This window comes from Mesorhizobium sp. M0478 (assembly GCF_040321305.1).
Classification (GTDB): domain Bacteria; phylum Pseudomonadota; class Alphaproteobacteria; order Rhizobiales; family Rhizobiaceae; genus Mesorhizobium.
Window position 1 is genome coordinate 153,634 of the sequence record NZ_JAMYRH010000013.1, and the last position, 13,365, is coordinate 166,998.

General features: G+C 64.4%; 14 protein-coding genes and 1 pseudogene. 8 read left to right on the forward strand and 7 right to left on the reverse strand.

Annotation, left to right across the window (positions count from 1 at the left end; translation table 11 throughout):
* Both NKI64_RS26025 and bcoG read right to left on the reverse strand, forming a co-directional pair.
* Entirely contained in the window at positions 1–624 is a 624-nt protein-coding gene (locus NKI64_RS26025) for an HD domain-containing protein (RefSeq protein WP_023702512.1), read from the reverse strand.
* A 14-nt stretch (positions 625–638) separates the two neighbouring features.
* Positions 639–1,562 (reverse strand): 3-dehydrocarnitine:acetyl-CoA trimethylamine transferase BcoG, encoded by a 924-nt coding sequence (gene bcoG, locus NKI64_RS26030; RefSeq protein ID WP_352670905.1) that lies wholly within the window; start codon positions 1,560–1,562, stop codon positions 639–641.
* A gap of 77 nt (positions 1,563–1,639) precedes the next feature.
* Here bcoG and NKI64_RS26035 point away from each other — a divergent pair, with 77 nt between their 5' ends.
* Positions 1,640–2,620, forward strand: coding sequence for a GlxA family transcriptional regulator (locus tag NKI64_RS26035; RefSeq protein ID WP_023736239.1), 981 nt, complete (start codon positions 1,640–1,642; stop codon positions 2,618–2,620).
* A gap of 61 nt (positions 2,621–2,681) precedes the next feature.
* Here NKI64_RS26035 and NKI64_RS26040 read toward each other — a convergent pair whose 3' ends face one another.
* A complete protein-coding gene (locus tag NKI64_RS26040) occupies positions 2,682–2,885 on the reverse strand; it encodes a hypothetical protein (protein ID WP_023668865.1) in 204 nt (67 codons plus the stop codon).
* Between the two features lie 205 nt (positions 2,886–3,090).
* Positions 3,091–4,416 carry a xylose isomerase gene (gene xylA / locus NKI64_RS26045; protein ID WP_023703616.1) on the reverse strand — a complete coding sequence of 442 codons (1,326 nt, stop codon included), beginning with the start codon at positions 4,414–4,416 and terminating at the stop codon, positions 3,091–3,093.
* 113 nt (positions 4,417–4,529) lie between these two features.
* Between xylA and NKI64_RS26050 the strand changes: the two genes are divergently transcribed.
* Positions 4,530–4,892 carry a nuclear transport factor 2 family protein gene (locus NKI64_RS26050; RefSeq protein WP_023703617.1) on the forward strand — a complete coding sequence of 121 codons (363 nt, stop codon included), beginning with the start codon at positions 4,530–4,532 and terminating at the stop codon, positions 4,890–4,892.
* A 191-nt stretch (positions 4,893–5,083) separates the two neighbouring features.
* On the opposite strand, the gene xylB is transcribed toward NKI64_RS26050, so the two are convergent.
* From xylB to NKI64_RS26065, 3 genes are all read right to left on the reverse strand, one after another.
* Complete coding sequence (xylB, locus tag NKI64_RS26055; protein WP_023703618.1) at positions 5,084–6,538, reverse strand: xylulokinase; 1,455 nt, start codon at positions 6,536–6,538, stop codon at positions 5,084–5,086.
* 81 nt (positions 6,539–6,619) lie between these two features.
* Positions 6,620–7,945 (reverse strand): tetratricopeptide repeat protein, encoded by a 1,326-nt coding sequence (locus tag NKI64_RS26060; RefSeq protein ID WP_352670910.1) that lies wholly within the window; start codon positions 7,943–7,945, stop codon positions 6,620–6,622.
* Positions 7,946–7,969: 24 nt separating this feature from the next.
* A complete protein-coding gene (locus NKI64_RS26065; RefSeq protein ID WP_023696914.1) occupies positions 7,970–8,593 on the reverse strand; it encodes a LysE family translocator in 624 nt (207 codons plus the stop codon).
* Positions 8,594–8,822: 229 nt separating this feature from the next.
* Between NKI64_RS26065 and NKI64_RS26070 the strand changes: the two genes are divergently transcribed.
* The 6 genes and pseudogenes from NKI64_RS26070 (at position 8,823) to NKI64_RS26095 (ending at position 13,349) form a co-directional block, all read left to right on the forward strand.
* Complete coding sequence (locus NKI64_RS26070) at positions 8,823–9,590, forward strand: L,D-transpeptidase (protein ID WP_023668871.1); 768 nt, start codon at positions 8,823–8,825, stop codon at positions 9,588–9,590.
* 99 nt (positions 9,591–9,689) lie between these two features.
* Positions 9,690–10,856 (forward strand): diphosphate--fructose-6-phosphate 1-phosphotransferase, encoded by a 1,167-nt coding sequence (locus tag NKI64_RS26075; protein WP_023707783.1) that lies wholly within the window; start codon positions 9,690–9,692, stop codon positions 10,854–10,856.
* On the forward strand, positions 10,856–11,620 hold the full coding sequence (locus NKI64_RS26080; RefSeq protein ID WP_031196287.1) for an MBL fold metallo-hydrolase: 765 nt from the start codon (positions 10,856–10,858) through the stop codon (positions 11,618–11,620). The genes NKI64_RS26075 and NKI64_RS26080 overlap by 1 nt, the downstream gene beginning before the upstream one ends.
* Before the next feature lie 15 nt (positions 11,621–11,635).
* Positions 11,636–11,866, forward strand: a pseudogene (locus tag NKI64_RS26085) (PDZ domain-containing protein); the annotation flags it as partial.
* Positions 11,867–12,000: 134 nt separating this feature from the next.
* Positions 12,001–12,612: a sulfite oxidase-like oxidoreductase gene (locus tag NKI64_RS26090; protein WP_023696910.1), complete on the forward strand. Its 612-nt coding sequence runs from the start codon at positions 12,001–12,003 to the stop codon at positions 12,610–12,612.
* Positions 12,609–13,349, forward strand: a complete 741-nt coding sequence (locus tag NKI64_RS26095; RefSeq protein ID WP_023696909.1) for an FAD-binding oxidoreductase — start codon at positions 12,609–12,611, stop codon at positions 13,347–13,349. The genes NKI64_RS26090 and NKI64_RS26095 overlap by 4 nt, the downstream gene beginning before the upstream one ends.
* Positions 13,350–13,365: the final 16 nt, after the last annotated feature.

The following is a 13,365-nucleotide window of genomic DNA, read 5'->3' on the forward strand; positions in this document are numbered from 1 at the left end:
TCAGGCTCCGGTTTTTGTCTTGGCGGTTTGAGGGTCGATGAGAGGCACGCGCTCGCCAACGCGGATCACGGAGGGGTCGTAGGCCTTGCGGGCGAAGACTTCGAGCACGAAGGGCCGGAAGAATTCGATCGGCAGCGTGTCGTAGTCCGGGTCGAAGCTCGACTGGTCCCAGCGTTCGCAAAACTGGTCGCAATCGTCGAAATAGGCATGGCCGGCGAAGCGGTCGCGAGCATGGCGGTTGCCGCCGAGATGATGCGCGTAATAGAGCCGCTGGAAGTCGCCATGCTTTTCCACCACCCAGGTGCATTGCTCGCGCACGAAAGGTTTCAGGATCGAGGCGGCGTATTCGTCGTGATTGTACGGTGCGTAGATGTCGCCGATGTCGTGCAGCAGCGCGCAGGCGATCCAGTCGGTGTCGGCGCCGTCGCGCCAGGCCCGCGTCGCCGCTTGCAGCGAATGGCCGAGCCTGGTGATCTTGTAGCCCGACAGGCCTTCGTCGAGTTGCACCAGTGCGTCGAGCAGCCGCTCGCCGGTCCTGGCGGCATAGTCGATCTCATGGGCGGTCAGGAACTCATAGTCTTGCCTGTCGCCATCCTTCATCGCAGTGAATTTGACGGTAGCCATGATCCGCTCCCGTCTTAAGCAGCCGCTGCGATCGGCGCCCGCTTGGTGAGGTTGAGCTTCCTGCGCACTTCCTCCGGCCCCAAAATCCTGGCGCCGAGATTGGTAACGATGCTGGCCGCGCGCTCGACGAGCTGCGCATTGGTGGCCAGCACGCCCTTGTCGAGCCAGAGATTGTCTTCGAGACCGACGCGGACATTGCCGCCGGCGAGCACTGCAGCGGCTGCATAGGCCATCTGGTTGCGGCCGATGGCGAAGGCCGACCAGTTCCAGGTCGACGGCACGTTGTTAACCATGGCCATGAAGGTGTTGAGGTCGTCCGGCGCCCCCCACGGCACACCCATGCAGAGCTGCACCAGCGCGTCGGGATTCAAGACCTTTTCTTCGACCAGCTGCTTGGCGAACCAGAGGTGGCCGGTATCGAAGGCTTCGATCTCCGGCTTGACGCCGAGCGCGGTCATCATGCCGCCCATGGCGCGCAGCATGCCGGGCGTGTTGGTCATGACATAATCGGCCTCGGCGAAGTTCATGGTGCCGCAATCCAGCGTGCAGATTTCCGGCAGGCACTGGCGCACATGTTCCATGCGGTTGGTGGCGCCGCCCATGTCGGTGCCTTTTTCATTGAGCGGCAGCGGCGCTTCCGGTGAGCCGAACACCATGTCGCCGCCCATCCCGGCGGTCAGGTTCAGGATCACGTCGACTTCTGCCGCGCGGATGCGCTCCGTCACTTCGCGGTAGAGATGGACATCGCGGCGCGGCTTGCCGGTCTCGGGGTCGCGGACATGGCAGTGGACGATGGCCGCACCGGCCTTGGCCGCGTCGATGGCAGAATCGGCGATCTGCTTGGGCGAGCGTGGCACATGCGGGGAGCGGTCCTGCGAGCCGCCGGACCCGGTCACGGCACAGGTAATGAAAACCTCACGGTTCATCGCGAGCGGCATGGACATCTCCTCCCATAGAAACAGGCCCCAACAATGACCGACTTGCCGGAAACTGTTTTGCGATTTACGAAGCTCCCATGATCAAAAGCGAAAAACCGACCATCTTTCGCGCCGAGCGATCGCCGCTCAAGGTGACGCTGCTGGTCTTTTCAGGCTCGTCCATCATGTGCGTGGCGTCGGCCGTCGACCCGCTGCGCGCCGCCAACCGCATCTCAGGCGAGACGCTGTTCGATTTCAAACTGGTCTCGGTCACCGGCGAGGCGCCGGTCACCACATGCGGCCTGCCGGTGGCGGTCAGGGGCCGCTTCGATGCGGCCGAGCCGACCGACGTGCTTGTCGTCGTCGCCGGCTTCGGCACCCAGAATTACGCGACATCGGCTCTGCTTTCCGGATTACGGCGAGCGGCCCGCGCGGCTCGCGCCTGCGGCGGCGTCGAGGCCGGCACATGGCTGGTGGCGCGCGCCGGCCTCCTCGAAGGCCGCAGCGCCACCACCCATTGGGAAGACATGGAGGATTTTTCCTCCGCCTTTCCCGGCGTCGACGTGCGTCCGGACCGCTACGTCATCGACGGACCGGTGTTCACCTCGGGCGGGGCGTCGCCGACCTTCGACCTGATGCTGCATCTGATCCGCACCCGGCTCGGCATGGCCGTCGCGCTCGATGTCGCCAGCGTCTTCATCTACGACCAGGCGCGCGCCGCGACCGACGCGCAGCCGCTGGTCTCGCTCGGCCGGCTCGACGGCTACGACCCGCGTCTGGCGCAGGCTATCCGGCTGATGGAATCGCATGTCGACCAGCCGCTGACCATCGACGCGGTGGCAAAACGCGCCGGGGTGACGGCGCGGACATTGGAGAGCATTTTTCGCAAGTCGATCGGCGAGACGCCGGGCGCATATTATCTCAGGCTGCGGCTGGGCGCGGCGCGGCGGCTGGTGGTCGACACGCGGATCGCCATGGCGGATATTGCCGGGCGGACGGGGTTCTCGTCCGCCGCGGCATTTTCCAGAGCGTTTTCAAGAGCGTTCGGCGAAGCCCCGGTCAGGCTGCGCCGAGGTTGATGCATGTCGCCCAAAAGTGTGTCGCGGTTTTGGGATTACGACATGCACAGACAAAGGGAGATCAGGCTGCGTTCTGTCGATCGCTGCCGGCGTCCATCTGCGAGCGCATCTGCCTCGCCAGACGGACTTCAAATCGGCTGCTGACAGCACGATCCCATTCGTTTTTCACGCTGTCGGTCGGCCGCGGCAGCGCCATCAGCCGGTCGATGATCGATCCGGTCTCGCCGGATGAGAGCAGGGCGTCGATTTCGCGTTCATGCTGCATATCGGTTCGCCTCCTTCCTTTTCACCCGCCACAACCGCATCCTTATACGAGATACGTGACGGCAGTTTGAAGGCAAGAGCGAGGTCATTGAGGGGCGCCAAAGGGCAAACCCTTGTCGTCGGATAGGGTCTTGCGCAAACCCCATTCCGGGGCGGCCGGAATGTTATCCAGCCACCCTTGAGCACAACGAATCGGCTTTCCGCCCTCAGACGTAGCGGTTGACGATGTTTTCCAGCAACTCCTGGCGGCCGGAGCGTGGCTGCGGCTCGATCTTCTTCTTCACCACGCGCTCGGCGATGTCTTCCAGCGAGCGCTTGCCCGACAGCATCGCCTTGCCCTCGGCCGTGTTCCAACCGGCATAGCGCTCGGCCAGCGGACCCGACAGCGCCTTGTCCTCGACCATCTTGGCGGCTGCCTTGAGGCCTCGTGCGCAGGAATCCATGCCGCCGATATGGCCGATCAGCAGGTCCTGCGGGTCGAGCGACTGGCGGCGCAGCTTGGCGTCGAAATTGGTGCCGCCGGTCTTGAAGCCGCCGGCCTGCAACACCTGGTAATAGGCCAGCGCCATCTCGGGCACATTGTTGGGGAACTGGTCGGTGTCCCAGCCCGACTGGTAGTCGTTGCGGTTCATGTCGATCGAGCCGAAGACGCCGAGCGCATTGGCCAGCGCCAGCTCGTGCTCGAAGGAATGGCCGGCAAGAATCGCGTGGCCCTGCTCGATGTTCAGCTTCACTTCCTTCTCCAGCCCGAAGCGCTTGAGGAAGCCGTAGACCGTGGCAACGTCGTAGTCGTACTGATGCTTGGTCGGCTCCTGCGGCTTCGGCTCGATCAGGATCGTGCCTTTGAAGCCAATCTTGTGCTTGTAGTCGACGACGAGACTGAGGAAGCGCCCAGCCTGCTCCTGCTCGCGGGCAAGATCGGTGTTGAGCAGCGTTTCATAGCCCTCGCGCCCGCCCCACAGTACATAATTCTCGCCCTTCAGCCGCTTCGTGACGTCGATGCAGCTTTTCACCGTCGCCGCCGCATAGGCGAAGACATCCGGATCGGGATTGGTGGCGGCGCCCGACATGAAGCGGCGGTTGGAGAACAGGTTGGCCGTGCCCCAGAGCAGTTTGACGCCGGTCTTCTTCATCTTGGCGGCAAAATAGTCGGCGATCTCGTCGAGCCGCGCGGCACTTTCGGAGAAATCCTTGCCTTCCGGCCGCACGTCGGCGTCGTGGAAGCAGAAATAGGGCGCGCCGAGCAGCGAGAACATCTCGAAGGCGACGTCGGCTTTCAGTTTGGCCAGTTCCATCGTGTCGACGCCGCCAGCCTTGGGAAACCAGGGCCGGTCGAAGGTCTGGCCGCCAAAGGGATCGCCGCCCGGCCAGGCGAAAGAATGCCAGTAGGCGACGGCGAAGCGCAGATGGTCTTCCAGCCGTTTGCCGGCCACCACCTCGTCGGGATTGTAGAAGCGGTAGGCCAGCGGGTTGATCGAATCCGGCCCCTCATACTTGATCGCTTTGATGTCGCCGAAAAATCCGCTGCTCATGATTTCTGTCCTCTCTCGAATAGTTCGCCCTGATTACCTCAGGCGTAATTGGTTTCGCTCTCGCTCGGGGTGAAAAGGCTCGTGTCAAAGCCACTCAACGAAGGAGACAGACCATGACCGACCTCAACACGATCGCCCAGAACTACATCACCGCCTGGAACGAGGCCGATGCGGATCGCCGCGCCGAACTGCTCAAGGCCACCTTCACGGAAGACGTCAGCTACCGCGATCCGCTGATGCAAGGCGACGGCCATGCCGGCGTAGCCAAGCTGATCGACGGTGTACAGCAGCGCTTCGCCGGCTTCCGGTTCTCGCTGAACGGCCAGCCGGACGGGTTTGGCGACCGCATCCGCTTCTCGTGGAATCTTGGGCCGGAAGGCGTGCCGTCGGTTATCGAAGGCACCGATATCGGTGTTATCGAGAACGGCCGTCTGAAGAGCGTCACCGGGTTTCTCGACAAGGTGTCGGCGCAGTGATCGATTAAGGGTGGCGCGAGACACCCCCCTCTGCCCTGCCGGGCATCTCCCCCGCAAGGGGGGAGATTGGCTGGCATCCACGCCTTCGCTAATCACCCACCTTACAAGACTGGCATACCCGCCGACGCTGCCGATCTCCCCCCTTGCGGGGGAGATGCCCGGCAGGGCAGAGGGGGGTGCCTCGCGCTCACTCACGCCATGGCGCCCTTGATCGCCGGATACAGCGCCCGGTAGCGCTGATAGGCATCGGCATACGCCCCGCCAAGCGGGACATCCGGTTCGATCGTCGCATCCGTCCTCGGCGCCGTACACACCGCCAGCGGATCGGCTCCGATTGCAGCGATCAGCCCAAGCCTTGCCGCCCCAAACGCCGCGCCGAAATCGCCGTCGGCCGGAATGTCCACCGGCACCTGCAGCGCCGTGGCGATCGCCTTCAGCCAGTAGCGCGAGCGCGAGCCGCCGCCGATCGCCGTCACCCGCGTCAAGATCGTGCCCGCCGTCTTCAAGGCTTCGAGACTGTCTCGGAAGGCGAAGGCGACGCCTTCTAGCACGGCCTGCGTCAGCACTGCGCGGCCGGATTCATGCGCCAGTCCGGTGAAGGACCCACGAATGGCGGAATCATTGTGCGGCGTGCGCTCGCCCGAGAGATAGGGCAGGAACGACACCCCGCTCGGCGCTTTCAGCACATCGCCAAGTTCGGCGGTCAATTCGCCGGCCTTCTTGCCTGAAATCTCCGACAGCCAGTTCAGCGAGTCGGTCGCAGACAGGATGACCCCCATCTGGTGCCAAGTGTTGGGCAGGGCATGGCAGAAGGTGTGGACCGCACTTGCCGGATTGGGCAGGTAGGAAGCGTTGGCGGCAAACAGCACGCCAGATGTGCCCAGCGACACAAAAGCGTGGCCGGCGCCGACCGTGCCCATGCCGCAGGCCGAAGCAGCATTGTCGCCGGCGCCGCCGGCAACCGGGGTGCCCGATGCTATGCCCCAGCTGGCGGCCAGTTCGGCGCGCAAGGCTCCGGCCTTCTCCGTGCCTTCGACCAGCGACGGCATCTGCCTTTCGTCGAGCGATGTCGCCGCAAGCAACTCGGGGGACCAGCGCCGTTTGCCGACATCGAGCCAGGAGGTGCCGGCCGAGTCGGACATTTCTGAGATATGCTCGCCGGTCAGCCACAGCCGCAGGAAATCCTTCGGCAAAAGCACCTTCGCCACTTTGGCGAAGACGGAGGGCTCATTGTTCTTCACCCAGGCGAGTTTCGGCGCCGTGAAGCCGGGGAAGACGATATTCCCGGTGAGTTGGCGAAAGCGCGGGTCGGCATCGAGCGCCGCGGCCTCAGCGTGGCTGCGCGTATCATTCCACAGAATGCAGGGGCGCAGCACCTGGTCGCCGGCATCGAGCAAGGTGGCGCCATGCATATGGCCGGAAAGGCCGATGCCCTTGACCGCGGCAAGCTCTTTCGGGTGCGAGGCTTTCAGCTCGGCAATGGCCGTCTCGCAGGCGCGGATCCAGTCCGTGGGGTTTTGTTCGGACCAGCCGGGATGCGGCCGCGATACGTCAAGCGAAGCATGGCCGGAGCCGATGATCTTCTGCCCGGCATCGATCAACAGCGCCTTGACGCCCGACGTGCCGAGATCGAGGCCGAGATACATGCATTCCTCCCATTGCCATTAATTTTTTCGGGTCTCGAAAAAATCTGGCTTGCCATTTTTTAAAACAAGATCCGCCGCGGGTCAATTCTCTGACAAATTGGCGGCGCGTTGCGAAAACAGCGCCGAAAGCGGACTGTCCGGCCGGGCCAGTGCGCGCTCGGCCGTCAACGCCCGGGCAAGCGCTGGGTCACCGGCGCGCAACGCCGCCTCGATCAGCGTGAGATCAATCACATCGCGCTGGGCGTGGCTGCCGCCAAAGCGATGGGCAATGGCGCGGATCGGTCGAATCAGGCGCACCGCTTCGCTGTAATTGCCCTCGCCGAATGCCTTGATGCCTTCCGTCAGTGGCTGGCCGACATCCCGGGTAAAGGCGGCGTTGTCGTCGCTGCCGCGCATCGCCTCGTGCTGGGCTTCGAGCAAGATCTTGGCCGGCCCTTCCAGCCCGGTGCCGACAAATGCCATCATCGCATGCGCATCGTTGAAGGCGTAATTGCCGGCTCCAGCCTTCGGCGCCCAGTTGGCAGCGAGCGCTGCCCAGCGGTCGCCGACATCGGCACCGCCGAGATAAAGCCGCCACAGGATCGCGGAGGCGTCGACCATGTTCAGCGCCAGCGTCGAACGCTCGCCATAGATCGGCCCGTCATAGAGTTTGAGCACCTCATCGGTCTCGCCGAGATCGTAGTGGAACAGCGCGAGATGCCACCAATTATGCACCTGCAGGAAGCTTTCTTTGGTCCACGCCTCGGGGTTGGCGCGCATCCAGGCGATGCCGTCCCGTTGCCGGCTCTGCATCTCCATGACATGGGCGACCGCATGCTGCGCCCAGCCGTCTCGCGGCTCGATCTCGATCGCCTGTCGGCCGAAACTTTCGGCTCTGATATAGTCGCCCATCTCCTCCAGACCGAAGGCCTGCATACCGAGAATGGCGTGGTAACCTGGCATGCCGCTCTGCCAGGACGGCAGCGCGCGGCCGATACGGTCGCGCAGCATGCGGGCATTGCCGGTGAAGTAGTCGATCTGGTGGCCGACCTGCAACGCCACCGCGTCGAGCGGGTTGTCGATGGCGATATCTTCGAGCAGGCGCGCGGCGTCATGCCAGCGTCCCGCGGCAAGGTGGCCAAGGGCCGCCACATGCGCCTGTTCGCGCGGCGTCGCGGCAAGCGGCAGTGCCGCAGCATGGCATGCCTGGGCGACCGCCGTTGCCTCGCGTTCGGTGGCGAGGCCGAACAGATACCCCTTGAAGACATGCGCCATGACGAAACCGGGATCCGCCGATATGGCGCGGTCAACGGAGCCGACCGGGTCGCCGACGAAGCATTGCAATTCATGCACGGCCTGGCTGTAGGGTGAAAACCCGGCCTCGGTCGCGCCCGAAAACATTAGGCCGAATGGATCTCTTACTGCCATATCGGCCCTGATGCTCCGCAGTTCCTAATTGCCCGAGCGCATCGCCACCGTGGCGATGCCGGCGCCGACCAGCAGCGTGCCGCCGGTGCGGTTGAAGATGCGGATCGCCTTGGGGTTGCGTACTACGTTGCGGGCGCGCGCCGCGATCAGCGCGTAGCCGAAGGCATTGGCGAAGGCGAGCGCCAGGAAGGTCGCTTCGAAGATCAGCATCTGTGTCCAGAAATCGGCTTCCCGGTTGAGGAACTGCGGCAGGAAGGCGACGAAGAAGGTGATGCTCTTCGGGTTGAGTGCGGTGACCAGCCAGGCGTGCGCCATCATCTTGGCGGCCGAGACGGCATCTGTGCGTGGTTCGGCTTTGAGCGCGCCGCCGGCGCGAAACAGTTTTACCCCGAGATAGATCAGATAGCAGGCGCCGATCAGCTTCAGAATGGTGAACACGGTCGCCGACGCGGCCAGCAGCGCGCCGATGCCCAGCATCGACAGGGTCATGGCGGTGAAGTCGCCCAGCGCCACGCCGACGGCCATCGGCAAGGCAGTGCGCCAGCCCTGGCCCAGCGCATAGGACACGACCAGAAGAATGGTCGGGCCCGGAATGATGAGCAGGACGGTGGAGGCGGCGGCGAAGGCGGCCCAGTTTTCGAACGACATCTTTGTCTCCTTGAGCGCAAAGAAAAGGATAAATCCTCGTGTGCGGAGGAATGTAAAGAGCCCTCTCCCAAAAATGCACGGCGGACCATTTCGCCAGATCGCTGCGGCTATTGGCGGCACAGGCTTAAGACCGGTCGTTGGGCCTTCACCCTTTTTCAACCATGTTTGGCGAAACTGCCTGCTATCCGGCCGGACCGTGTTTCCCGCCGACAGCGTAGGGTTTGGGTGCATGCGTGAGTTGCCGCAGAATGTGACGCCGCCAGCAAATGGCGACGCAAACGAGACCGAACATCTCTATTCCCGCCGCTTCGTCCTGTCAGGGGCCGGCGCCATGACGCTGCTCGGCATGGCCGGCTGCAGCACTTCGACGCTCGAGCTGCCGCAATTCCAGCTGGATGACACGGTCACCGGCTCGGTGCGGCCGATCCGTCCGGCGATCAGCGTCGACAAGAACGTCACCGGCCCCGATGTCATGTACGCTTCGCTCAACGATGGCGGCTTCGAAGTGCCGGCGGTGCCCTATCAGAAGGTCAAGCCGGAGTTCCGCCGCCAGATCGTCGTCAACGAGACCGGCGAGGCGCCCGGCACCATTGTCGTCCATCTGCAGGAGCGAAAGCTCTATCTGGTGCAGGAGGGCGGCGACGCCATCCGCTACGGCGTCGGCATCGGCAAGGACGGCTTCCGCTGGTCCGGCCGCGCCAACATCCAGTACGGCAAGGAATGGCCGACCTGGACGCCGCCGCCGGAGATGATCCAGCGCAAGCCGGAACTGGTGAAGTGGCAAAACGGCCAGCCCGGTGGCCTCACCAACCCGCTCGGCGCACGCGCTCTTTACATCTACCAGGACGGCAAGGACACCGGCTACCGCATACACGGTTCGCCGGAATGGGCGAGCATCGGCCAGGCGATGTCGTCGGGCTGCGTGCGCCTGATCAACCAGGATATCATCGACCTCTACAGCCGCGTTTCCAAGAAGAACCCGGTCGTGGTCGTCTGATCCTGTGCGGCGGTTTGGCGCCGCTGGAAACTCCCGTTGCGCGATGCGGCAAGCTAGGCCAAGGTGCCTTGAAAACCACAGCGCCGGGAGAGATCGAGCATGGCTGGAACGTTTGTCATCGCACAGGGCGGCGGCCCGACCGCCGTCATCAACCAGACGGTTGTCGGGGCCACGCTGGAAGTCCGCAAGCGCCATCCCGGCGCCAAGGTGCTGGGCTCGCTCCACGGCGTGCGCGGCATTCGTGACGGCAACTATGTCGACCTCTCCGCCATCCCCGAGGACCGGCTGCGGCTGATCGCCGGCACGCCGAGTGCCGCGCTCGGCTCGACACGCGACAAGCCCGACGCTGCCTATTGCGAAGTCATCCTCAACGGGTTGAAGAAGGCCGGCGCCGACGCTTTCATCTACATCGGTGGCAACGACACGTCGGGCACGCAGCAGATCCTGACCGACGCCGCCGGCGGCAGCATCGCTTTCGTCCATGCGCCAAAAACCATCGACAACGACCTCGAGGAAAACGACCACACGCCGGGCTTCATCTCGGCGGCCGAATTCGTCGCCGGCGCCTTCCTGTCCGTCGATCTCGATTTCCGCGCATTGCCCGGCATCTATGTCGGCATCGTCATGGGCCGGCATGCCGGCTTCCTCACCGCGGCGGCTGCAGCCTGGCAGCTCGATCCCGACAGCGGCCCGCATCTGGTCTACGTGCCGGAACGGCCATTCTCCGCCGCCGGTTTCATCGACGACGTGCGCGCCACGCTCGACCGCCACAAGCGCTGCATCGTCGCCGTCTCCGAAGGTGTCAGCACCGCCGACGGCAAGGCGCTGGTCGAAAGCCTGGTGCCGCCGGACAAGCTCGAGCGCGACGCGCATGGCAACGTCAAACTGTCGGGCAGCGACCTGCCGTCAGCTCTGGAACGTGCGCTCGCCGAAGGCCTGCCGGGCAAGCGCGCCCGCGTCGATGCGCTTGGCTACATGCCGCGCGGCTATGTCGGCTCGATCAGTGCCGTCGACGCGCAGGAGGCTTTCGACGCCGGCGCCTTCGCGGTTGCCGTTGCCGGCGAAGGCGGTGGCTCGGTGGCGCTGCAATATGACGGCACGAAAACCTTGCTGAAGAAGGTGCCGCTGAAGAACGTCGCCGGCAAGACGCGCCATATGCCCGACGATTTCATGAAGCCCGATGTCAACCAGCTGTCGGAAGCGGGCATGGCTTACCTGAAGCGGCTGGTGCCGGAAAAATACAAGGTGGGAAAGCCCTTCGTCTGATGGGCGGCCGTTTTGGCGGCACCCGTTTTGGTGGCGAGCGCGTTGTCGGCGACTGGTTCGGCAAGACGATCATCGACGACCGCACGACGATGCTGACCGAGCCGTTCGTGCATGATTTCGTGCGCGCCAACATCTGGCATTTCAGGGGACGCGACGCCGACCTGCTGGTCGACACCGGCATGGGCATCTGCCCGCTGGCGCCTGAGATCGACACGCCCGAGGGCAAGCCGCTCATCGTTGTCGCCACCCACATCCATCTCGACCATGTCGGCTCGCTGCACGAGTTTCCGCTGCGCGCCGGGCCGCGGCACAGTGCCGAGCATTTCGAGACCATGAACGATCAGGTGACCTACGCCTACATGTTTTGTAATCTCGACGGCGCCGTTTCGAAATTGCCGGCGCCGGGCTGGACGGCGGCCGACTACAAGATTCCGCCGGCGCCGCTGACGCGCACGCTGGACGAGGGCGACATCGTCGACCTCGGCGACCGGCAGTTCCGCGTCCTGCATCTGCCCGGACATTCGCCGGATTCGATCGCTTTGTTCGACGAGGCAGACGGCCTGTTCTTTGCCGGCGACGCCATCTACGATTCCACGCTGATCGACGACCTGCCGGATTCCTCCCGGCCTGATTATCGCCGTACCATGCAGCGGCTCCTTGACCTGCCTGTTCGCCTCGGCCATGGCGGCCATGGGCCGAGCTTCGACGGCAACCGGATGCGCGAGATCGCCACAGCCTATCTCAGGCGCACCGGAGGCCTCTGACGACATTGGGATTGGAACCAGCGTGGCGCCGTGGTCGAGCGCGTCAATCCGGACAAGGCAGCTGCCAATGCCGGCCTGCAGCCGGGCGACGTCATCGTCGCCGTCGACCGGTCGCCCGTGCGGGATGCGCGGCAAGCCAACCAGGCGATCGCCGAGGCCGGCAGATCGGGCCGGAAGTCGGTGCTGCTTTTGGTCGACCGGGGCGACGCGCAAATCTTCGTCGCCGTACCCTTCGCCGCCGGTTGAGTCATGATGCGGCGGGCTCGCTGAACGATCGGCAGGCCTGCCGCACGGCCCCGCCAAAATTCCTGTTGCCCGCCGCGACATCTTCGAGAACATTACGGCAGGCCGGCAATGGCCTGCTAAAAACGGACAGTCCGATGGTCACTCGCGGTTTTTCCTCCGGTCGAAAGCCTCCGACGGAGACCGATGCGCGCATTCCGCCCGGTCAGTATCTCGAACAGGGCTTTCCGGTGCTGTCGGCGGGGCCGACGCCGCGCGTGCGCACCGAGGACTGGTCGTTCACGCTCAAGCACGGGCCGCGCCGGATCAAGAAATGGAACTGGGCCGAGTTCAACGCGCTGCCCTTGACCAAGATGACGCGCGACATCCATTGCGTTACCGCCTGGACCAAGTTCGATACCGCCTGGCAAGGCGTGCTGGTCGACGACATCCTTGCCGATGCAGGCATCGAAGCGCCGACCGGCTTCCTGCTGGCGCATGGCTATGACGGCTATACCACCAACGTGCCGGCCAAGGATCTCACCGCGGGGAAGGCGATGGTGGCGCTGCTTTATGAAGGCAAGCCAATCACTGCCGACCATGGCGGCCCGGCGCGGCTCCTGGTGCCGCATCTCTATTTCTGGAAATCGGCTAAATGGCTGAACGGGCTGCAGTTCACCGAGCGCGACGAGCCGGGCTTCTGGGAATTGCGCGGCTATCACATCTATGGCGACCCGTGGCGCGAGCAGCGCTATAGCGGCGATCCATGAGCGAAGCGCCGCAATCTCCCTGGCAGACGGCGAAAATCACCCGGATCGAAAAGCGGACGCCACGCGTCACCAGTTTCTTTTTCGCGCTGTCACGGCCATTCGCCTATCGCGCCGGACAGCATGTCGACGTCAGGCTGACGGCGCCTGACGGCTACCAGGCGCGCCGCTCCTATTCCATCGCCTCGGCGCCGGAGAGCGGCGCCACGATCGAGCTGGCGATCGAGAAGCTCGACGACGGTGAAGTCTCGCCCTTCTTCCACGACATCGCCGCGGTCGGTGACGAGATCGAACTGCGCGGGCCGCTCGGCGGCCATTTCGTCTGGTCCGATGGGGATGGCGGGCCGCTGCTTCTGGTCGGCGGCGGCTCCGGCGTGGTGCCGCTGATGGCGATGGTGCGGCATCGAACCTTGCGCAAATCGGCGGTGCCGGTGGCGCTGATGTTTTCGGTGCGGGTCTGGGACGAGGTGATCTTCCGCGACGAGCTGATCGGTCTCGGTGACCGCCGCGACGGGTTCGAGCTGGTGCTGACGCTGACGCGCGAGGCCGTACGGCGCCCGTCCGACTATTCGAGGCGCATCGACACGGCAATGGTCATGCAGGCGCTCACGCGGCTGCCGCGGCCGCCGGCGCTCGCCTTCGTCTGCGGGTCGAACGCCTTCGTCTCGGCGGCTGCCCAGGCGCTGATCGACGCCGGTATATCAGCGGAAATCATCCGCACCGAGCGCTATGGCGTCTGAGAGGGCCACAGTGGTT